Here is a 20,856-nt window from a genome sequence, read left to right on the forward strand (position 1 = left end):
TGCCATCAATACTGTATTCATAGCCATTAGGTACACCTCCAACGGTAATTTGTCCTGGGGTAGTACAAATAATATCGTTACTTGTAACTGTTGGATTTAATACATTTTGATACACATTGAAATAAAACTGGTTAAAACAACCTCCTTCATAATTAATGGTCAACCTAAATTGTCCCGAAGTATTAGCACTGTAGGTTGGACCTGTACCTACTTGATTCCAGGTACATGCTGCATTTTCATTGGCACAATCAGGATCCGAAACTGGTGCACAGCTGCCCTCGTCAAGTTGTTCCCAGATTATGGATGTGGCATCAGTGATATAGGTGTCAATAAATGTGGAATCGTTTGCTCCACATAAAAAGATGTTTGGTAGTGGTTTTCCGTTATTCGGACAGGTAACAACTTCATCGGCAAAAGGAATAACCGGATTGGTTAAGGTCGTGCCTCCATAATTGGTTACCACAAAAGTTTGATCTATGGATTGACAAGGTGCTGTTGCTGTATTATGAACATAATACGTTCCTGTGGCATTAACCGTTATGGTTTGAGTGGTTCCAATTACTGGTGTTCCCGTAGGACTTGTGGACCACGAGTATGAATCATATCCATTGGCTGCCGTTAATTGTACAGTATCTCCACAAAGAATAACATTCTCAGTAAACGCACAATCCAAATCGGCCAAGAAATTTGTTGCTTGAGGTATTATCAAACAGCCCGTATTGGTGTTTAAACTAGGATCGTCTGTAATAATAAAGTTTGGGTTCTCTATACCACCATAGGTTGCAAAAGCCTGATTGTTAATAATATTGGAACAAGCATCGGCTAAACTATCACAACTATCAACTACCTGTACATGGATTCTTATTTCAGTTATTGGATCGCCTTGTTCTACAATGGAATTATCAACATTAAAAATAATTTCCCTAGTTACAGGATCATAACTTTGCACTGTAACACCTGGTGGTAAAACGCCTAAATCAGCTGGGTAATTAAAAACTATGTTAATAGGAAGGACATCCCTAATGGTTAGGTTGTTGGCATCGTCATTACCAGAATTATGAAAACCAATCACATAATTCAAAGAGGTTCCCAACCCAACGGTTTGCCCTCCAATATCATTCCCAAAATCATCTTCCACAATTTTGGTAAGGACTATTTTGGGCTCAATGATATCTACTGCAAAAGCACAGAAATAAGCAAAATATTGGTCCTGATTACTTTCCATTCTAATGGTTGCTGAAGTATCACCATTCCCAATAACTGTGTTTCCAGGATTTGGAATCACCATAACACCAGTATCAAAGCCTAAAGTGTTTGTACTGTTTGGAACCCTGTTGTTAACTGGTAAAGCGCTTAATTGTGTAACGGAAGAATTAAAGAAATTGTTTGCTGGTCTATCCACAGCAGACATGGTAACCCCGTTTAATCGTAACCTATCATTTTGAATGGGACTATCTCCTTCTAAAGCAGCAAATGCAAAATTGGCTCTAACTGGGGTTGGAGCAGGAACTGTACGGAATCCAGAAACGGGAATATCCACATTTACAGAACTGTTGATGGAACTAAACCCATCAAAACTGGTAATGGATTTACCAGGTAAGGTTGGGTCTTCAAATACGATAAACAACGACCAACCAGCCGAATATCCGGTCCCGTTATATGGATTGAAAGTAGATGTTTCCCCTTGAGCCGTTGAAACATTTGCTACAGTATAAGTTCCTAAATTTGCTCCCAAACCTGTAACAATGGAGGTAACATCTGCAAAACAGGAATAAGGATAACTACTTCCTGTTTCAACACCATTGGCCTCGTATATCACAGTCCCTACAATATCATGATAACCTCCTGTGGGTCCTTTAAACTTGACATTGGTGATGGGGTCGTTGCCGTTGGTTACAGCTCCCCAGTACAAACCAGCATGAACAATTTGGTAACATCCTGGATTAGGGATCTCTAAATCTGCACTAGAGGAATTAAACGTCGAGGCATCGCCATCAATGTCTATATAACGCATGTCCACGTTGTGGTTGTAAACCGTGTTGTCATTAAAAGGATTATTGCTTGGACCTAAAATATTATTTCCAATAAGACGTATGTCTCCTTTTAAATCTCTATTAAATCTCGGTGTAAAGGGCACAAAGTTTTGAGCAACAGTCTGCATGCTCAAGAGTAGTATGGTTACAACAATGCCAATCTTAAAAAAAGTAGGTTTTTTCATGATATTTTTAATTTATATAAACATTCAATCAACATAAGGGGCGTTATGAAGACCAAATGGGGCTTTCTCTTGGTTTCTTAATCTTCTATTTTAACAACAGACATTTTTTCATTATATGGTTTATTTCCTTTTGAATCCAATGCTCTCATGGCTTCTTCTACATAATCAAACTTCTGATAATAGATATAATATTTACTTGAGTTGACATCAAAGAAGAAGTTGACATCAGATTGTCCAGAAGCAACCACTTTCTCTAAAAATTCATCTCTATCATTTATATTTTCGTGTACGGCAAGAATCATGTAATACCCATTGTCCACATTTTGAACACCTTTTAATATCTGCACATTACCACTTTGTTCTTCTCCAAAATTGAAATCTTCTACACTTAAAGGAACAGGACTTAATGGGGTATTTTGCTTGATTCTCTCCAAAGCTGCCATGTCTTTGTTGAACCTATCTTTCTCATTGTCATAAAGGGCACGTTTTATACGTCTTTTACGCTCCACTTCAGTGGCTACCTTAACAGTTTCCAAGGTAGAAACAATACTGGCTCGCATTCTTTCGGATTCCACTTGCTCAGCTTTTAAATTCTGGATGGTTTCCAAATAATATTGACTGGTAGCATCGTTTCTATTGGAGCCTTTTTTAATTCTTTGGTTATATAGATTTTCCAGCTCCGAAATAGTTTGATTACGTTTATTGATAGTGGCTTCCAATTCCGATTTTATGGCTTCCATAGCTCTGTTTTCAGCCGTTATACTCTTAAATGGTTTTGGTTCCATATAAATACCTTGTTCGCTTAAATCGTTTTCTTCCTTTAAATCTTTAAGATCCTTTTCTTTAATAATAAGAACTTCATTTAAACGAATCAATAATTCTTCTTGTTTCGCTTTGTCTTCCTTGGTCTCTTCGGTTAAAGCATACATTGATTTGGCCAAGTCATCTTTTTGTGCAATCTCTAGGTTGGCTTGTGCTGCCTGTTCGGCCGCCAATCTAGCCTGTTCTTCAGCTTCCAGTTGTGCTGCCTGTTCGGCTGCCAATCTAGCTTGTTCTTCAGCTTCCAATTGTGCTGCCTGTTCGGCTGCCAATCTAGCTTGTTCTTCTGCTTCCAGTTGTGCTGCCTGTTCGGCCGCCAATCTAGCCTGTTCTTCTGCTTCCAGTTGTGCTGCACGTTCGGCCGCCAATCTAGCCTGTTCTTCTGCTTCCAGTTGTGCTGCCTGTTCGGCTGCCAATCTAGCCTGTTCTTCAGCTTCCAATTGCGCTGCACGTTCGGCCGCCAACCTAGCCTGTTCTTCGGCTTCCAATTGCGCTGCACGTTCGGCTGCCAATCTAGCCTGTTCTTCGGCTTCCAATTGTGCTGCACGTTCGGCTGCCAATCTAGCCTGTTCTTCAGCTTTCTGTTGTGCTGCCTGTTCGGCCGCCAACCTAGCCTGTTCTTCGGCTTCCAGTTGCGCTGCACGTTCGGCTGCCAATCTAGCCTGTTCTTCGGCTTCCAGTTGCGCTGCCTGTTCGGCTGCCAATCTAGCCTGTTCTTCGGCTTCTTTTTCAGCTTGAGCCTGTGTTGCGTCAGTATTTGTTGCCTGAGCTGCTGCCTGAGCTTCGGCAAGGGCCTGTGCTTTTGCTTCACCTTCCAACCTGGCGCGTTCTTTTGCCTCTGCTCTTTCTAAAGCTCTTGCCTCTGCTGCCAGTCTGGCTTCTTCTTGAGCTGCTGCTCTCTCCATTGCTTTTTGTTCGGCTAATTGAGCTCTTTCTTCCGACGATAATACCGGTTTGTTTGAAACGGCCGGTTTACGTTTTTGATCTTTTATAAGTAGTGCCTCTTCCCTATCATCGCCACTGTAATGGTACCTATTTCTGGTTTGGAACTTATAAGCCAAGGTAAATTCGTGAGACGAACCAAAGGTCGCTAAATCTCCCATGGCTTTTTCATAATTGTATTCAACGGATATTTGCTTGGTAACATTAAGTCCCACACCTCCAGTAAATCCATAAACGGTATTATAACCCACTTGTGCCCAAATACCTTTTGGTACCGTAAGCATGGCAATTCCAGAAAAAATGGTTTGGTCTTTTTTAAACTCCGATCTAAGCAATGCAGAAAATTTACTCTCATCAAAAAATCCACGACTGTACATGTATCCTGTATACATAACATGAGCTTGGATGCTTTGTTGTGGGTCTTCTTTAATTAATTCGGAAGTTTTGATATTGTATTGTACCAAATTATTGACAGATAGTCCAAAATCAAAAAACACCAATCCGTAATTGATTCCTGGACTAACACTAAGTACCATATTTTTGGGAATGTTATCCAAGGAAGGATCTGCTTGGTTGATCACAACGTTCCCTTCGTTGATATTGCTTTTGTAAAATCCTAAGTTTAAACCAAAGGTTAGATTACTATCTGCTTGCAACCTGGCGTTATAAGCAAAATTCAAGATGCCACCAAAAGTGGTCAATACACCATAGTTTTGCTGAAACAAACCAATTCCCACTCCTATGTTCTCACTATACCTGCCTGTATAATTTATAAGATAGGTTTGGGGTGCATTTTCAAACTGAACCCACTCCCGTTTATTGGTAATGTTTATATATGTATTTTGCTCTCTTACAAAACTAAAGGTAGGCTGGGTTAAATATCTGTTGAATTTTAAAGAGCTTCTTACTGGAATAGCCAAAGACACAACCCCATCTTCCTGTGAAAAGGAAAATTGTGTTGAGCACAAGAATATAGCTATTATCAGTAGATAGGCTTTCATGTTATTTTATAATGGTTATTGAACCTTTTTTTGTTTTATTGTCTGTAGTGGTAATCACGTAATAAAAAACAGGGTTCACACTACTGAACTGAATTTCGTTTTCGGGCCAATTATTCAAATAATTGGTGGTATTTAAAACTGTTTTTCCGTAAGCATCCATAATAAGCACTTCGGTATTGGTTCCACTTACATAGATATTTGGTATAATCCATGTATCGTTTATACCATCACCATTCGGACTAATAACATTTGGAATATCTGCCACACTTGGAAAAGGGTCCAATGGTTCTTCGATTTCAAATAAAATGTCGTAGGAAACCAAACAACCTGTGGTTTGACTGATAACTACTTTATATGTGCCATATTCAGTCGCATCATAGGTATTATCAATCGCGCCAGGAATAAGTACATTGTTAAAATACCATTGAAACTCTGGGTTTATTGCTGTGGTTGTAACTTCTACATAAAGTGTCTCTCCAGGTTCCATGGTATTTATCTCTTCCACATTGATACTGCTCTCAAAACCTTGACTCACCAAATCAATACTGGCAGTGGTATTACAGCTTCCCAAATCGATACTTACAGTATAGGTTCCAGATAAAACGGTATCCAAACTTTGATTGGTAGCTCCATTAATAGCTTCGCCATTCAAAAACCACTGGTAACTGTTACCTGCTGTAGTAGTTAAAGTGGTTGGACCACCACTTGGACAGAATGGATTTCCCAAACTTGATACAATGGCTGAAGTAGTACCTGAAGTAGATTCTGTAACTGTAACCCTATTGGAAAAAGAATCTGAAGTACAGGTCCCATAATTGGTTTCCACAAAATAAGTTCCTGGTGTACTTACGGATAGACTTTCTCCTTCGGCCACAAAAACAGAGGTTGTTGGCCCTGTTTCCCTATACCAATTAAAGGTCAATGATGGATAATTCAATGGCGAATCGTTCATGCCTGTACCAGGATTGTCTATGGTTAACAAATAACTGCCTCCAGCACAGTAGCTTGCTGTGGAAATTAAATTATTTATGGTAAAAGGGCTGTCTTGTATTTTATAATAAGCTGCAAAGCTTGGAGAACCGGAACTGGTAGCTGCTGGAGCTGTACTTTTTATTCTCAATCTGTAGGATTCCCCTGCTGTATCTGTTGGCAAGGCAAAATTTAAAGTGGCTGGCGAAGTTGTAACTACTCCTGGACTGGATGTATAAACAACCGTTGGGTTGGCAAAACTTCCGTCAGCATCAGATAATTCTATATGGAATTGATTGGTTGGACTTAATCCTGCTTCTGGTGAGAATACAAAAGTGACATTGTAAGAATTAAAACTCGCATTTGCACAAGCCTGACTGAAACCAATATTTGGCGCACCAATAACTATTTGAGCTTTTAGGTTCTGATTTAGAATAAGAACAAAAAAACACAGTACAAAAAAAAGTTTTTTAACAAAAGTAGTTTTATTCATACGCCTTGCTTATTGGTCATCAGTACAACATGTGTTTTTATTTATAAACATCATGATTTAAAAAATTGAGGGTTCCGTATTTTTTTGGATTAATTAAAAAGAAGCTATGAGATAGTACCTTACAGAACAGCCCATAGCGTTTAGATTCTTTGAAATTTTTAAAAGTTATGGCTTAATCTAGGCTTGAGGCTACAATTTTATTGATGCGAAGTCTAAAATCCGGCCTTTTGGCATCTTGCAAATCAATGAATGTTTCAGAATCCAATCCTTTGGAATACACATTAAAAAAGCTACTGTTTCCATACCAGCTTTCCAAATCTTCATTATTATCATTGTATTCCGTGAAGATGTTTCCATTACAATTATTGAAATACATTTCCGTGAATTTTATCCGTTCCAGGTTTTCGTTGTTTATCTTAATCTTTCTATCTAACAAGACAGCTGGATTAAACCCGGAAATCACACTTTTACTCATGTCAAGCGAAGCGTATTCAGCCACATAAATGGCTTCACGAACCAATCCTAATTTTATTTCGGACTGTAAATTATCGCTGGCATTGATTAATGTCAAGTTGGTAGCCATGACCAAGGTTTGCTTTTTGGTAAAGTCTATTTCTTCTTTATCGTTGTTGTAAGAAGCCACATGCAATGTCCTAGAACCTTCTGGACTGGATATGTAAGACGACCTAACCGCCAGGGAATTGTATAAGTTGCATTGTGCGCCGTAATTGAAGTTGTAATCTATTCTGTTCGATTTATAGGAAACAGCTTTACTAAGGTTCACCTGCCCTCCAAAAACATCAAAGGAATTTCCTGCCGAAAAACTTACCATGATGTTCTCTAATATTGTCTGGCTTCCAACTCCAGCCAACAACAATGCGTTAAAGTTATCACCTCCTTTTAATTTTTTTCCAGCATACTCTATTCTTACATATCTTAAAATACCGGAATTGCTTTCAATATTATCGCCACCATAACTGATGTTTTCGTATGAAGCAGCTTTAAAATTATGATTTATGGAAGAACCATTTCCAAATTTATTGATTGGAGCATCACCAAGAATAATGATGCCTCCCCAATCCCCTGCTTTTTTAACACTTCGGTTTGAAGTAAACACTATGGGATCGGTTACCAAGCCATCGGCTATAATTTTAGCACCTTTTGTGATTATTAAAGATCCATTGGTTTTAAAGTCTCCAATAATTACTGTTCCTGGTTCTATAGTAAGTGTGGCATTATTGGTCACAAAAACATTTCCTAGCAACAGATAGGTGTTTTTCTTAACCAATTTGGTGTCTGTAGAAATGTTTCCAGTTAAAATTTCGGTAGCTTCACCATATTCTATCTGGTCTGGTTTAAATTCGGTCCAGGAATTCAACCAATTATTAGTGCCTATAATACCCTTCTCTTGTTGAGGATATACATTGCAAAACACTAATAGAAAAATACTTAAGAGTTGGGGCAGATTTTTCATAGTTACAATAGTTAATTATTAATCATAGAAATTCTTTTTATTATAACCCAAACATATAAATTAATTCCACTAAATACAAATAATAACGACGAAATACACAAATGAATTTGTTTTTGTTGTTTTTTCTTACAAAAATTCTTGTTTTTAGTAACTTTTAGACCTAGAAATTGAATAAACAGCTTAAAAACAAGAAAATAACATGTATGACATCACAAAAAAAATTTGGAACAAATGGTTTAATACTTAAAAAAGAAGCAAAAAAAATCATGCTATTTCATAAACTCCAAGAATTATGAAATAGCATGAAAAAATTAACAGGCAGTCATTAAAGAACATTCACTCTTTAAAACCTATTGTTTTCACTATATATATGTAGGGCTTTTAGGGTCTCTTCATAAAACAGGATGGCTGCAATTAAATTGGCCCTATCTGAATAGGGTAAAATTTTATTTTGAAAATCCATAGTGCTTTGAAAATAATTGGTAGTCGCTTCAATTTGTGTATCTAAAGCGTTTCGGTTATCCTTGGTATCTGGAATACCAAATGTAGACATGGTTACTCCTGGTTTTGTAGCGAATGCAATATACGGAAGTATTTTAATGATTATTTCAATACGCTCATTGTACAATCCTAACAAAGCGCCTTTTTGCATTTGCTCCAGTTCTTTTCTGTCATGGTATTTTGAAATGGATACGTCTTGACTTATGATACTTTTTGGAGCATCTTTATTTTGAGCTGTACCAATACCTACCATTAAAAAGAATGTGAGACAAAATAAAGTAATTTTAGATTTCATATTTGAGATTTTGGGATTCAATAAGACAAATTTATGCAATTAAACGAAAAAAACAAGCGTTTTGTCGATTATTTGTTGTATTTCAATATTTTTCCAAAAGAAAACATCACTTCAACCACTATAACATTCAGTAAATTATGTGGTTACATAGCCTGCATTCCATTTTTACAGTTGGACAACTTTTAGTACTATATTATATAGGATCGGTAATTTTTAAATTGCAAATCTATTTTTTAAGCGTAATGAAACCTAAACAGACGATGTGATGTAATATTTTTTTTGGCACTTCATATCTTCGGCACAATAAATGTTATTACCTTCGTTATAAATAAAACCTAACTATATAATATGCTTAAATACATTTTTTTTCTAAGCCTTATGCTTCCCTCATGGGCTTTTTCTCAAAACTCTGCTTTTAAAGCGGGTGAAAAATTATCCTTTACAGCTTCTTACAACATGTCTGGCGTGTTAACCGAATTGGCACAAGTAAACATGGAAGCCAGTGAGGTTAAAACCTCAAAAGCCACCCTTTTAAGACTAAAGTGTACAGCAACTACATACAGTAAATGGGATAGTTTCTTTAAAATCAGGGATCTTTATGAAAGTTATGTCAGTCCCACTTCCGTAAAACCTTATTTGTACAAAAGGGATATATATGAAGGCGGTTATACCAAATTTGTACAATATAAATACAGCCACTCCAAAGGAACCGTGGAGAGCTTAATAAGAAAGAAAAAGAAAGGTGGTGGCACTTACGATCAAAATAAAACCTTGAACATATCCAGCAGTACTAAAGATATTGTTTCCACCATATATTATTTAAGAACCCTAAACCTAAGTTCCTATGCACCTGGCAAAAACATGTCGCTCACTGTCTTGTTCGATAACAAACCTACAGAAATTGTCATATCGTATTTAGGCAAAGAAACCATTAACACAAACATTGGTAGCAAAACATGTTATAAATTAGCTATTTCCATTAAAAACAGCAATGTTTTAAAAGGAACAAACGACAATTTGCTTTGGCTCACTGCCGATGAAAACAAAATCCCTGTTTTCGCTAAATTTAAAGTAGCCGTTGGGAATGGTGAGTTAAAAATTAAATCGGCAACCGGATTAAAAAATTAAAATCATGAGAAAATTATTTATTATCTTAGGTATCATAGCCTCTGTTTTAGCCCTTGTTTTAGCTGTTCTACCGCTATCCAACTTGGCATATTTTCCTGCAATTGCCGCTTTATTGTTTGGTTTGATGGCTTTTTACATATCCAATAAAAACAGTCAGTCCGTAAAAACAGTTCAGTTGGTTTTTTTATTGACCATTATAGCACTTTCAATTTCCATCTATAAATCGATATTCCAAACGGTTGAAGTTGGAAACACCGAAGAATTACAGGTAAGGGAACAACAATCTGAAGAAGAGGCCATAGAGGAACTTGAGGATTTGGATTTGGAAGACTTGGATTTGGAATAACCTATTTTAAATTATATGACCTAAAAAAACCTGTTAAGAAGTAGGGCCTTCTTTACAGGTTTTTTTTATTGGGTTCAACACGATATTAACAACTAAAATTGAAAAAAATTACAAACCTTTTCAATATCAATTTTTTTTAGTTTATTTGGTTCATATTTAAGCTATTAATTTATGAAGGTATTTTTAATTGCATCCTTTTTGTCATTGGTAGGCTCTTGTGCTACAGAGAAATACAGCACAAAAATCCAAAACTTAAAAGATAATATCAAAATCAGCGATACTACTACCATTAGATCTTATGCAAACACCATAACTTCCACCGAACTTAAAAACCTGCTCTACACCTATGCCAGCAAAGAATTTGAAGGCAGAGGCACAGGAGAAGAAGGCCAGAAAAAAGCAGCGAATTTTTTAAAAACATATTACTTATCGCAAAACATTTCATCTCCTATTAACGATTCGGTATATTTTCAAACCATCCCAAAATCGTATTTTCCAGATGACACAAAAGAAACCGAAAACGTGGTTGCCTATATTGAGGGCATTGAAAAACCAGAAGAAGTCTTGGTGATTTCGGCTCATTATGACCACTTGGGCATTGAAGATGACCAGATTTATTATGGAGCAGACGATGATGGCTCCGGAACCGTAGCTTTAATGGAAATGGCACAAGCCTTTAAAATGGCAGCCAAAGATGGTTTTGGCCCAAAACGCTCCATCCTGTTCCTGCACCTAACTGCAGAGGAAATTGGGCTGCAAGGCTCTAGGTTTTATACCGAAAACCCTATTTTTCAACTATCTAATACAATCGCCAACCTCAATATTGACATGATTGGACGTGTGGATGCACCACATGAAAACAATAGCAACTATCTCTATTTAATTGGTACCGATAGATTGAGCAAGGAGCTGCATTTACTTTCAGAAAAAGTAAACGAAACCTTCTTTAATCTCGATATAGACTACAGGTTTAATGATGAAGACGACAAAAATAGATACTATTACAGAAGCGACCATTACAATTTTGCGCTTCATAACATTCCCGTGATTTTTTATTTTAATGGCGAACATGAAGACTACCACCAACCAACCGATACTCCAGATAAAATAAATTATCCGCTTTTGGAAAAAAGAACCCAGTTGATTTTTGCAACAGCCTGGCAACTGGCAAATAGGGAAAACAGACTTATTTTGAACGAAAACATGTAATAGGAGCTTGCTTGATGTTAAAATTTGTTAAAAACATCAAATCAACCTATTAGGTTTAGCTATTTTTGTTTCATTCAAATTTAAAACAACACAAATGAAAAAATTGCTATTCCTTATTTGCAGTGCAGGTATCTTACTGTCCTGTGGGTCTCAAAAAACTGAAGCAACAGCCAGCCAATCATCAACGGTTGCCCAAACCCCAGTAGATGTAACAACCTATGGTAAAACCATTACAGCCGAAGAATTAAAAACAGACCTTTATATTTATGCTTCAGATGAGTTTGAAGGTAGAGGCACTGGAGATCCTGGACAAAAAAAAGCTGTAAACTTTTTAAAAGAACAATATATAGCAATGGGAGTGCCTGCTGCCCTTCCCAATAACAATTATTTTCAAAATGTCCCTTTAGAAAAATTGGGCGTTCCAGAAGTGTCTTTGTCCGTAAACAACAAAGATTTTAAAATTGTAGACGATTTTGTATCGGTTTCATCTGTAGAAGATGGTTCCCTAAAGACCTCAGAAATTATATACGCTGGATATGGAATTGATGACGATGCTTTTTCAAGTTACAAAGATCTGGACGTTAAAGGAAAAGTGGTTTTAATTAAATCTGGCGAACCAAAAGATGCCAACGGAAACTATGTAATTTCAGGATCTACCGAAGCTTCCAAATGGTCCAACTTTAGACAAGCCTATGCTGCAAAACGTGATGCTGCCAAAGAAAAAGGTGCTGCTGCAGTATTCTTTTATTACCCAGAAATATACAACATGGCTGCTGCTCGTTTTGGTGGCTCTAATGGCTCTATTTCCTTGAGGGAAAACAAAGAAAACATGTATTATTTTTTAATCAATACAGACTTGGCCAAAACCTTCTTGCCTGATATTGAAACCAACCTGAACCATCAAACAATTGAAGTGTCCATGGAAATGAACTACAAAAATGTGGCCACAGACATCATTTCCGAAAACGTTGCAGCCTGGATTAAAGGATCTGAAAAACCAGACGAGATTATAGTGATTTCGGCACACTTGGATCATGAAGGTATTAAAAATGGGGAAATCTATAATGGTGCAGACGATGATGGCTCTGGCTGTGTAGCCTTATTGGAAATTGCCGAGGCTTTTAAAGCTGCCGTAAAAGATGGCCATGGACCAAAACGCTCTATCTTATTGCTACACGTAACTGGTGAGGAAAAAGGGCTTTTAGGCTCTCGTTATTATACAGATATGGATCCTATTTTTCCTCTTGCAAACACAGTTGCCAATTTGAATATTGATATGATTGGTCGTGTGGATCCAAAACACGAAGCTGGTGATGGCAATTACCTGTACTTGATTGGTAGTGACAAATTAAGTACTGAACTGCACAACATTTCGGAAGAAATGAACAATAAATATACAAACATTGAATTTGATTACACCTATAACGACGATAACGACCCAAATCGTTTTTACTATAGAAGTGATCATTACAATTTTGCCAAAAACAACATTCCTGTCATTTTTTACTTTAACGGAACACATGCCGATTACCATAAGCCAACGGATACGCCAGATAAAATTAGATACGATTTGTTGGAAAACCGGACTCGCTTGGTATTTTACACTGCTTGGGAGTTGGCCAACAGGGAAAATAGAATTGTAGTGGATAAAGCTACAGAATAACATCCTTATATTTTCTTTAAAAAAGCTTTCCTAAATAGGGAAGCTTTTTTTATTTTACTTAAGTTTACAAAACTTAAAAATTAACAATGTCCTACGCAGATATCACAAGGAACAACAAATCGTCCTTAAAAAAGTTTTCACACCAAAAACGGTTTGATATTGCTATGGATTTAATTGACTTAAAACCCAAGGAAACCTTATTGGATTTTGGAACTGGAGATGGCTACCTGCTGCAATGTTTGCATGAAAAAAATGCAGAAGCCAAGCTTTATGGTTACGATCCCTTGGATTTTATGTTTCAGGAATTACAAGACACCATCAAAAAAAATAAATTAAACAACATTTTCATAACAGACAAACTTCAGGAATTGCCAACAAACAATTTTGATGTGGTGACCTGTTTGGAGGTTTTGGAACACTTCTCTGAAAAAAACCAAATTGAACGTCTTAAGGAATTAGCAGACAGAGTGACTGTTAAGGGCAGAATTGTTATTTCTGTCCCTTTGGAAACCGGCTTGCCTTCTTTGTTAAAAAATACAGTCAGGTTTCTTATTGGACAAAATAAAGAAGAAGCTTCCTTAAAAAACATTGTCAAATCGCTTTTCGGAATTAAAATAGAAAGACAGCAAGAAGGATATATTTACACACATATAGGCTTTAACCACAAACACCTGGAGAAGCTTTTTGGTGAGCTTAACCTGAAAATTGTAAGAAAAGAATATTCACCATTTAAATATCTTTACAACCTTGTAAATTCTCAAGTATTTTATATCTTAAAAAAAGTTTAAAAACTCAAAAATGCACTTACCATTATTAGAAGACATACTAATTTTACTAGGCTTTTCAGTCATTATAGTTTTTTTATTGCAACGCGCCAAACTGCCTTCCATATTGGGCTTTTTAATTACTGGTGTTATTATTGGGCCTTATGGCTTAAGTTTGGTAAAAGCTGTTGAAGAGGTAGAGGTTATTTCAGAAATTGGCGTCATCCTCCTACTCTTTGTTATTGGAATGGAACTGTCCATAAAGAAACTGGCTTCCATAAAAAAAACGGTTTTTATTGGAGGTGCCATACAGGTTGGTTTAACGGTTTTGGTGGCAGGAAGCTGTTATTATTTGTTAGGAAATAGTTGGAACGAAGCTGTATTTGTAGGTTTCTTGTTCTCTTTATCAAGTACTGCCATTGTTTTAAAAGTGTTCCAGGACAGAAATGAAATGTCCACACCTCATGGAAAAAACGCTTTGGCCATATTGATTTTCCAAGATATTATCGTGGTTCCTATGATGCTTTTTACACCTATCATTGCTGGAGAAAGCACCAATGTAACATCCAGTATTTTATTGCTTTTATTAAAATCTGTGGTAGTGATTGTAATTACTATTTTAAGTGCAAGATATGTAGTACCTAAACTTATGTATGCCATAGCAAAAACCAATAATAAAGAACTGTTTTTATTGACTACCATTACCATTTGTTTTGCTGTGGCCTTCTTAACATCCGAAGCTGGTTTGTCACTGGCTTTGGGAGCGTTCATGGCTGGATTGATTATCTCGGAATCCGAATATAGCCATCAGGCAACCAGCATCATTCTGCCTTTTAGGGAGCTATTTATCAGTTTCTTCTTTATTTCGGTGGGCATGTTGCTTAATTTAAACTTCTTCTTCAATCACATTGGTGTGATTCTTTTGTTGGTCTTGACTGTCTTGATCGTAAAATCCATCATTGCAGGATTGGCAGTAGCTGTGTTGAATTATCCTTCCAGAACGGTTTTAATTACGGGTTTGTCCTTATTCCAAGTGGGTGAATTTGCGTTTATCCTTTCAAAAGTTGGGATTCAATACAATTTATTGTCTGTGGAAACCAATCAGTACTTCTTGGCTGTGTCCATAGTTTCCATGTTATTGACACCTTTTATCATTATTTTTTCCGAAAATATTTCCGAACGTTTTCTAAATACCAAAATAGCTAAGGCTTTGGCTTCAAATTCCAAAGAGAGTCCAGAAGCCTTAAACGAACAAATGGAAATGGATTTAAGCAATCATTTAGTGATTATAGGATTTGGTATCAATGGGTCCAATCTGGCAAAAGCATCGCAATTCAGCAACATTCCATATGTAATTATAGAACTTAATGCTGAAAGCGTGAAACGTGAAAAAGCAAAAGGAATCCCTATTTTGTTTGGTGATGCCACACAACCACACATGTTGGAAACCGTTAATTTATCGAAAGCCAGATCTGTTGTGGTGGCCATTTCCAATCCTGAAGCCACAAGAACCATTATCAGCAACATTCGTAATATCAGTCAATCGGTTTATCTGGTGGTAAGGACCAGGTATGTAAAAGAAATTCCGGAACTGATAGCTCTTGGTGCAGACGATGTAATTCCTGAAGAATTTGAAACCTCGGTTGAAATATTTTCGCGTGTCTTGCACGACTTTTTGATTCCCGAAAACGATATCACCGAATTTATTGATAGGATTCGAGCAGACAATTACGAAATTTTCAACTCCAAAAAGAAACTGCCTAAAACCTTTAAATCCACAAAAATCCCTAATGTAAACATTACCTGTTTACGCGTAAACATTGATAGTGGGAAAATTATTGGCAAAACACTCAAAGAGTTGAACATTAGAAAAGAATATGGCATCAATATCTTAGCCATAGAACGCAAGGATGATGTGATAGACCATATTGACCCGAATGATAAATTGTATTACAACGACAAACTATACGTGAGTGGCAGACAAGAAGCCATTGAAGCGTTTCATAGAGTTTTAAATTAGCAAAGTTTTGATGCGTGTTAGTGAAAATATGAACTTGACAACTTTAAATGGTGAAGCACAGGACCTTCTTCAAGTATATAAAAACAAACCCTTGCTCATCCTTTTTTACAACAATAAATGTTTGGGCTGTACCGGAAGAGCCATGCCCTTGGCTTACAAGCTTTCAAAAACCTACCCAAAGCTATCAGTTGTGGCCATTCACAGCACGTTTGGCAACCAAAACATAAGCAAGCAAGACATACTGGATATATTTACCTCCAAAAAAGCGCCATTTCCCATTTATCTGGACCAACATCATAAATGGTTTGATGCCTTTAAATGTGAAGGCACACCACATTGGATTCTATTAAATGAGAAAGCTCAGGTATTTCGTTCTTTTTATGGCTCTCAAGAAAACTCACAGAATAGATTGTATTATGCAATTGAAGAACTTTTAACTAATATTTGACAAAATAAACATGAAAGAATTTTGGAACGAGCGTTACAACCAATCAACGTATGTGTACGGAAAGCAACCTAACACCTTTTACAAATCACAATTAGACTTATTGCTTCCTGGATCCATACTGTTTCCTGCTGAAGGAGAAGGTAGAAATGCTGTCTATGCAGCCACTAAGGGCTGGCAAGTGGACGCGTTTGATATTAGTGATGCAGGAAAAACAAAGGCTACACAATTGGCTAAAGAGTATCAGGCCTCTTTAAACTACACTATTGGAACCTTTGGACATTTACCCTATAAAAAAGAGCAATTTGATGTGATAGTACTCATATTTGCCCATTTTGATCCTGAAAACAGAATGGAATACCACCAGCAACTCTGCGATTATTTAAAGCCTAACGGTAAAATCATTTTAGAAGGTTTTAGTAAAAAACATCTGGAATACAGTAAAAAGAATCCGGCAGTTGGTGGTCCAAAAAATCCAGACATGCTTTTTTCAAAAGAAATGATCCTATCAGATTTTAAAGGGTTTAAAACCCTTTTGTTGCAAGAACAGGAAGTGATGTTGCAAGAAGGGGAATATCACAATGGAATGGCTCATACCATCAGGTTTGTTGGATTAAAAGACACATAGTTCAACCTACAACAGATTTTTTAAATCAATTTATAAAACAAAAAAAGCTTCACATATCTGTGAAGCTTTTATTTTGGGTGGAAGATCGGTCTCGAACCGACGACCTCCTGAACCACAATCAGGCGCTCTAACCAACTGAGCTACAACCACCATTTATTTATGGTCTGCAAATGTATATTATTTCCTTTTTTTTACAAAGCGTTTTTGCAATATTATTTTAAAAATAATTATTTAATGTCAAAAAGGCTGTTAACCACAGGATAACGTTCTACAGTAAACCCTTCACCATAGGCCACACCTACTAGCCTACCCAAATCCTTTGCCCTATAAGTGATGCTTTCGGTAAAATTTTTACTGGAAATAGGTGTTTCTGGAGCCTTACTTTTAGGATCGTAAAACTGTGTCTTGTAAGCCATAACGGCATCCAGTTTTTTATCCATAAATTCTGAAACATCCACTACAAAATCTGGTTCTATAGGTTGCCATTGAATATAATGATAGACCTGCTTGGGCCTCCATGGGTCTTGCCAAGTATCATCGTCTTCATCAAACTTCGTGTCTATTTTCAATAATCCACTTAAAAAACATGCATCACTTACCAACTGGCTGCCTTTTCCATGGTCTATATGTCTATCTTTTATGGCATTGCACAGAACGATTTCAGGTTGATATGTTCTAATAATCTTGATAATTTCTAACTGGTGGTGTCTATCATTTATAAAAAACCCATCAGCAAATTCCATATTAAGCCTGATACTGGCTCCTAAAATCCGGGAAGCTGCTTCCGATTCTTCATCCCTGGTTTCTGCAGTGCCACGAGTTCCCAATTCCCCTCGGGTCAAATCAATAATACCTACTTTTTTTCCGGCAGCTATTTCTTTGGCCAAAGTTGCGCCACAACCCAATTCCACATCGTCAGGATGGGCACCAAATGCCAATATGTCTAACTTCATTAAATCTTTATTTTAGTTTTAATATTAATATTCAATTTCAATATAATACTTCAATTTATTTTGCCAAAGCAATGGCCTGTTCTATGTCTTGTATCAAATCTTTATGAGACTCAATTCCTACCGAAAACCGGATCAACCCATCACCAATACCCAAAGTTTCCCTTTCTACTTTGGACAATAAAGAATGGGATGTTAATGCCGGCAACAACATGGTGCTTTCCACACCTGCCAAACTCATGGAAGGTTTAATCAATGTTAAGGCTTTTAAAAATTTTGAAGCGTTTAGTCGTTCATCCAATTCAAAAGACATCATCGCTCCAAATCGTTTCATTTGCGATTTGGCCAAGGCATGTTCAGGATGAGATTTTAAACCTGGATAATATACCCTAGTCACGTCTGGATGTTTATCCAGAAACTTGGCTAGTTTTTTAGCATTTCTACTTTGAGCCTTGACGCGCAAGGCTAAGGTTTTCATACTTCTCTCAAGCATCCAAACCATAAAATCACTCAAACTACCTCCTAAATTTTTACCAACATTCCAAATGGTATCAATATGTTCCTGGGAAGCTGCCACAGCCCCAGCTAAAATATCACTATGACCTCCTAAATATTTAGTGGCTGAATGGATAACGATATCAATTCCTAAATCAATGGGATTTTGAATGATGGGACTGGCAAAAGTATTGTCTATACTGGTTATAATCTGTTTCGATTGGGCCAATTTGGCAATGGCTCGAATATCGGTAATGGTCAATAACGGATTGGAAGGTGTTTCTATATGAATCAGTTTGGTATTTTCTTGGATGGCATTTTCAAAATCCGAAACCTGATACCCTTCCGTAAAGGTATATGAAATCCCATACTTTGACAGTTCTTCCCTTACAAAATTACTGGTACCACCATAAAGGGGGTTTTGAACCACCAAATGATCTCCTGCTTTTAAAAATGCCAGAAACGTAGTGCTTACGGCTGACATTCCAGAACCAAAAATCAGTGCTGCCTCTGTATGTTCCAAAGCAGCAATTTTTTTTGAAAGATGCTCTTGGTTTGGAGTATTGAAATATCTTGGATAACGTTTAACAGCAACATCTTCAAATTGATAAGACGTGGACATATAAATAGGCGATACAGCGCCTTTAAATTGCTCATCTTTAATGTCTCCTGTATGGACGCAGATTGTATTGATTCCTAATTCTTCTTTAACCATCTATCTATTTATTTAAAGTATCTAAAATTAGGGAAATTCATGTCATAAATAAAATTTTTAGGAGATATCATTTCAGAAAATTACTGTAAAATCAATTTTATAACTATTTAATCTTGATCCCAATTTTTTATTGATTACCTCATAAAACATGGCATTGTTTAAAAATAATTTACAAAAACAATAAAATAAATATCATTTTCTAAAAATAACAAAATATAACAAACCCCAACACGCCACGTATCTGCCTTAATATAAGAAACTTACATATTTCAAAGAGTAATTAAGTAGTTTAACGATTATATTCTTGAGAAAAAGCAACTTGGTATAAATTTGTTTCATCCCTCCGTAATTAATAGCAAAATATTTTATGTATCAAGTTCTGCCCTGGAAATCTATGGCATGCTTAGTCTTACTAAAAAATGAACCGTTATGATTAAAAAAAATACTTTTTATGCACTTGTAATAACTACGTTTATTATTAGTTTTAATGGATTATCTAAATCGATTGGCATAAGTAACTATGCGCTTGACAAAAATGTTTATTTATCTCAAAATTATAATCCTTTGGAGGATTATGTGTCTTTGCGTCCAGAGTATAATTTGGAGAAAACAAACACTACTGAGTTTCGTAATATTACTTTCTGTCCAACTAATTTTTCACAAAATGTAGATACTGGAACTTGTGGAGCCGTTGTGAATTTTACTTTGCCAACTACTGATATTACTGGAGGGTCCATGGTTTTAATTACAGCTTTAGGAAATGGAGATACCTTTCCTGTTGGATTAACTACAGTAACCTACGAAGAATATGATGCAGGGAATGTTGCTACGGGACTAACTTGTAGTTTTGATGTGACTGTTGTGGATAATGAGGCTCCAACAGCTATTTGTCAAGATACTACTATTTATTTAGATGCCGCTGGAAATGCAACCCTTACAGCTGCTGATATTGATAATGGCTCCTCAGACAATTGTTCAGCCGTAACCTTAACAACATCACAAACAACTTTTAATTGTTCAGATCTTGGGACTCTTAATGTAACCCTTTATGTTGAAGATGCTTATGGCAATACTTCTAGCTGTGTTGCTAATGTTACAATTGAAGATTCAATTCCTCCTACTGTTGCTTGTCAAGATATTACTGTTCAATTAGATGCTTCTGGCAACGCTTCAATAACCACAGGAGATATTGATTTTGGTTCTGTAGATAATTGTGCCATTGCATATATGTCATTGGATCAAACTACATTCAACTGTGCAAATGTTGGAAACAACACAGTGACTCTTTCTGTTACTGATATAATGGGAAACACTTCTTCCTGTACTGCTACTGTAACCGTTGAAGATAATATTGCTCCAACCATTGCCTGTCCTACTGATATTATTTTAAGTAACGATGCTGGGCAATGTGATGCGGTTGTGACCTGGACGGCACCTACGGGTGCTGACAACTGTGCTGGTGCTGTGGTAACGAGTTCTCACAATCCTGGGGATACCTTCCCGATTGGGACAACTACCGTAACCTATACCATTACGGATGCGGCTGGTTTAACAGCTTCTTGTTCCTTTGACGTGACCGTAAACGATACTGAAAATCCAACCATAACCTGTCCTGGAGATATAACTATTAGCAACGATGCTGGGCAATGTGATGCGGTTGTGACTTGGACAGCGCCTACTGGTGCTGATAATTGTGCTGGTTTTAATGTAACTAGCTCACACAATTCTGGGGATACCTTCCCGATTGGGACAACTACCGTAACCTATACCATTACCGATGC

The 20,856-nt window shown here is 36.7% G+C and carries 16 protein-coding genes, 1 tRNA gene and 1 pseudogene; 10 read left to right on the forward strand and 8 right to left on the reverse strand.

Going from position 1 to position 20,856, the window contains the following annotated elements; all coding sequences use genetic code 11:
* The 5 genes and pseudogenes from AACY93_RS12120 to AACY93_RS12140 all read right to left on the reverse strand — a co-directional run.
* A pseudogene (locus AACY93_RS12120) lies at positions 1 to 2,218 on the reverse strand (chromophore lyase); the annotation flags it as partial.
* Between the two features lie 77 nt (positions 2,219 to 2,295).
* A complete protein-coding gene (locus tag AACY93_RS12125; RefSeq protein ID WP_287006067.1) occupies positions 2,296 to 4,980 on the reverse strand; it encodes a PorP/SprF family type IX secretion system membrane protein in 2,685 nt (894 codons plus the stop codon).
* Between the two features lies 1 nt (position 4,981).
* The gene (locus tag AACY93_RS12130) at positions 4,982 to 6,442 is read right to left on the reverse strand and encodes a gliding motility-associated C-terminal domain-containing protein (protein WP_286853554.1); all 1,461 of its coding nucleotides are present in this window, start codon (positions 6,440 to 6,442) and stop codon (positions 4,982 to 4,984) included.
* Between the two features lie 172 nt (positions 6,443 to 6,614).
* Positions 6,615 to 7,916: a hypothetical protein gene (locus AACY93_RS12135; protein ID WP_286853553.1), complete on the reverse strand. Its 1,302-nt coding sequence runs from the start codon at positions 7,914 to 7,916 to the stop codon at positions 6,615 to 6,617.
* Between the two features lie 343 nt (positions 7,917 to 8,259).
* The gene (locus AACY93_RS12140) at positions 8,260 to 8,712 is read right to left on the reverse strand and encodes a hypothetical protein (protein WP_040492701.1); all 453 of its coding nucleotides are present in this window, start codon (positions 8,710 to 8,712) and stop codon (positions 8,260 to 8,262) included.
* Between the two features lie 33 nt (positions 8,713 to 8,745).
* On the opposite strand from AACY93_RS12140, the gene AACY93_RS12145 reads away from it, so the two are divergent.
* The 9 genes from AACY93_RS12145 to AACY93_RS12185 all read left to right on the forward strand — a co-directional run bounded on the left by AACY93_RS12145 (position 8,746) and on the right by AACY93_RS12185 (position 16,915).
* Positions 8,746 to 8,898, forward strand: coding sequence for a hypothetical protein (locus AACY93_RS12145; protein WP_339612108.1), 153 nt, complete (start codon positions 8,746 to 8,748; stop codon positions 8,896 to 8,898).
* Between the two features lie 162 nt (positions 8,899 to 9,060).
* Positions 9,061 to 9,840: a DUF3108 domain-containing protein gene (locus tag AACY93_RS12150; protein ID WP_286853552.1), complete on the forward strand. Its 780-nt coding sequence runs from the start codon at positions 9,061 to 9,063 to the stop codon at positions 9,838 to 9,840.
* 4 nt (positions 9,841 to 9,844) lie between these two features.
* Positions 9,845 to 10,186: a hypothetical protein gene (locus tag AACY93_RS12155; RefSeq protein ID WP_007651845.1), complete on the forward strand. Its 342-nt coding sequence runs from the start codon at positions 9,845 to 9,847 to the stop codon at positions 10,184 to 10,186.
* A gap of 171 nt (positions 10,187 to 10,357) precedes the next feature.
* Complete coding sequence (locus AACY93_RS12160; RefSeq protein WP_287006070.1) at positions 10,358 to 11,395, forward strand: M28 family metallopeptidase; 1,038 nt, start codon at positions 10,358 to 10,360, stop codon at positions 11,393 to 11,395.
* A gap of 94 nt (positions 11,396 to 11,489) precedes the next feature.
* Complete coding sequence (locus AACY93_RS12165; protein ID WP_287006072.1) at positions 11,490 to 13,058, forward strand: M28 family peptidase; 1,569 nt, start codon at positions 11,490 to 11,492, stop codon at positions 13,056 to 13,058.
* Positions 13,059 to 13,144: 86 nt separating this feature from the next.
* Positions 13,145 to 13,846, forward strand: coding sequence for a class I SAM-dependent methyltransferase (locus tag AACY93_RS12170; protein ID WP_287006074.1), 702 nt, complete (start codon positions 13,145 to 13,147; stop codon positions 13,844 to 13,846).
* A gap of 10 nt (positions 13,847 to 13,856) precedes the next feature.
* The gene (locus AACY93_RS12175) at positions 13,857 to 15,842 is read left to right on the forward strand and encodes a monovalent cation:proton antiporter family protein (protein ID WP_287006076.1); all 1,986 of its coding nucleotides are present in this window, start codon (positions 13,857 to 13,859) and stop codon (positions 15,840 to 15,842) included.
* 28 nt (positions 15,843 to 15,870) lie between these two features.
* On the forward strand, positions 15,871 to 16,290 hold the full coding sequence (locus AACY93_RS12180; protein WP_287006078.1) for a redoxin family protein: 420 nt from the start codon (positions 15,871 to 15,873) through the stop codon (positions 16,288 to 16,290).
* Between the two features lie 10 nt (positions 16,291 to 16,300).
* Complete coding sequence (locus tag AACY93_RS12185) at positions 16,301 to 16,915, forward strand: class I SAM-dependent methyltransferase (protein ID WP_287006080.1); 615 nt, start codon at positions 16,301 to 16,303, stop codon at positions 16,913 to 16,915.
* A 75-nt stretch (positions 16,916 to 16,990) separates the two neighbouring features.
* On the opposite strand, the gene AACY93_RS12190 is transcribed toward AACY93_RS12185, so the two are convergent.
* From AACY93_RS12190 to AACY93_RS12200, 3 genes are all read right to left on the reverse strand, one after another.
* Positions 16,991 to 17,066: transfer RNA gene (locus AACY93_RS12190), tRNA-His, on the reverse strand.
* Positions 17,067 to 17,142: 76 nt separating this feature from the next.
* Complete coding sequence (bshB1, locus tag AACY93_RS12195; RefSeq protein WP_007651830.1) at positions 17,143 to 17,868, reverse strand: bacillithiol biosynthesis deacetylase BshB1; 726 nt, start codon at positions 17,866 to 17,868, stop codon at positions 17,143 to 17,145.
* Between the two features lie 55 nt (positions 17,869 to 17,923).
* Positions 17,924 to 19,075 (reverse strand): aminotransferase class I/II-fold pyridoxal phosphate-dependent enzyme, encoded by a 1,152-nt coding sequence (locus tag AACY93_RS12200; protein WP_286853543.1) that lies wholly within the window; start codon positions 19,073 to 19,075, stop codon positions 17,924 to 17,926.
* Between the two features lie 429 nt (positions 19,076 to 19,504).
* On the opposite strand from AACY93_RS12200, the gene AACY93_RS12205 reads away from it, so the two are divergent.
* Positions 19,505 to 20,856: HYR domain-containing protein (locus AACY93_RS12205; RefSeq protein ID WP_339612113.1), on the forward strand; the 1,352-nt coding region annotated here is incomplete at its 3' end.

Origin of the sequence: uncultured Xanthomarina sp. (genome assembly GCF_963971605.1) — a bacterium.
Taxonomy (GTDB): domain Bacteria; phylum Bacteroidota; class Bacteroidia; order Flavobacteriales; family Flavobacteriaceae; genus Xanthomarina; species Xanthomarina gelatinilytica.

Excerpts from the sequence above, each read along its gene's own strand:
- AACY93_RS12125 (WP_287006067.1), bottom strand. The coding sequence starts at position 4,980 with ATGAAAGCCTATCTACTGATAATAGCTATATTCTTGTGCTCAACACAA.
- AACY93_RS12130 (WP_286853554.1), bottom strand. The coding sequence starts at position 6,442 with ATGAATAAAACTACTTTTGTTAAAAAACTTTTTTTTGTACTGTGTTTT.
- AACY93_RS12135 (WP_286853553.1), bottom strand. The coding sequence starts at position 7,916 with ATGAAAAATCTGCCCCAACTCTTAAGTATTTTTCTATTAGTGTTTTGC.
- AACY93_RS12140 (WP_040492701.1), bottom strand. The coding sequence starts at position 8,712 with ATGAAATCTAAAATTACTTTATTTTGTCTCACATTCTTTTTAATGGTA.
- AACY93_RS12145 (WP_339612108.1), top strand. The coding sequence starts at position 8,746 with ATGCAATTAAACGAAAAAAACAAGCGTTTTGTCGATTATTTGTTGTAT.
- AACY93_RS12150 (WP_286853552.1), top strand. The coding sequence starts at position 9,061 with ATGCTTAAATACATTTTTTTTCTAAGCCTTATGCTTCCCTCATGGGCT.
- AACY93_RS12155 (WP_007651845.1), top strand. The coding sequence starts at position 9,845 with ATGAGAAAATTATTTATTATCTTAGGTATCATAGCCTCTGTTTTAGCC.
- AACY93_RS12160 (WP_287006070.1), top strand. The coding sequence starts at position 10,358 with ATGAAGGTATTTTTAATTGCATCCTTTTTGTCATTGGTAGGCTCTTGT.
- AACY93_RS12165 (WP_287006072.1), top strand. The coding sequence starts at position 11,490 with ATGAAAAAATTGCTATTCCTTATTTGCAGTGCAGGTATCTTACTGTCC.
- AACY93_RS12170 (WP_287006074.1), top strand. The coding sequence starts at position 13,145 with ATGTCCTACGCAGATATCACAAGGAACAACAAATCGTCCTTAAAAAAG.
- AACY93_RS12175 (WP_287006076.1), top strand. The coding sequence starts at position 13,857 with ATGCACTTACCATTATTAGAAGACATACTAATTTTACTAGGCTTTTCA.
- AACY93_RS12180 (WP_287006078.1), top strand. The coding sequence starts at position 15,871 with ATGAACTTGACAACTTTAAATGGTGAAGCACAGGACCTTCTTCAAGTA.
- AACY93_RS12185 (WP_287006080.1), top strand. The coding sequence starts at position 16,301 with ATGAAAGAATTTTGGAACGAGCGTTACAACCAATCAACGTATGTGTAC.
- bshB1 (WP_007651830.1), bottom strand. The coding sequence starts at position 17,868 with ATGAAGTTAGACATATTGGCATTTGGTGCCCATCCTGACGATGTGGAA.
- AACY93_RS12200 (WP_286853543.1), bottom strand. The coding sequence starts at position 19,075 with ATGGTTAAAGAAGAATTAGGAATCAATACAATCTGCGTCCATACAGGA.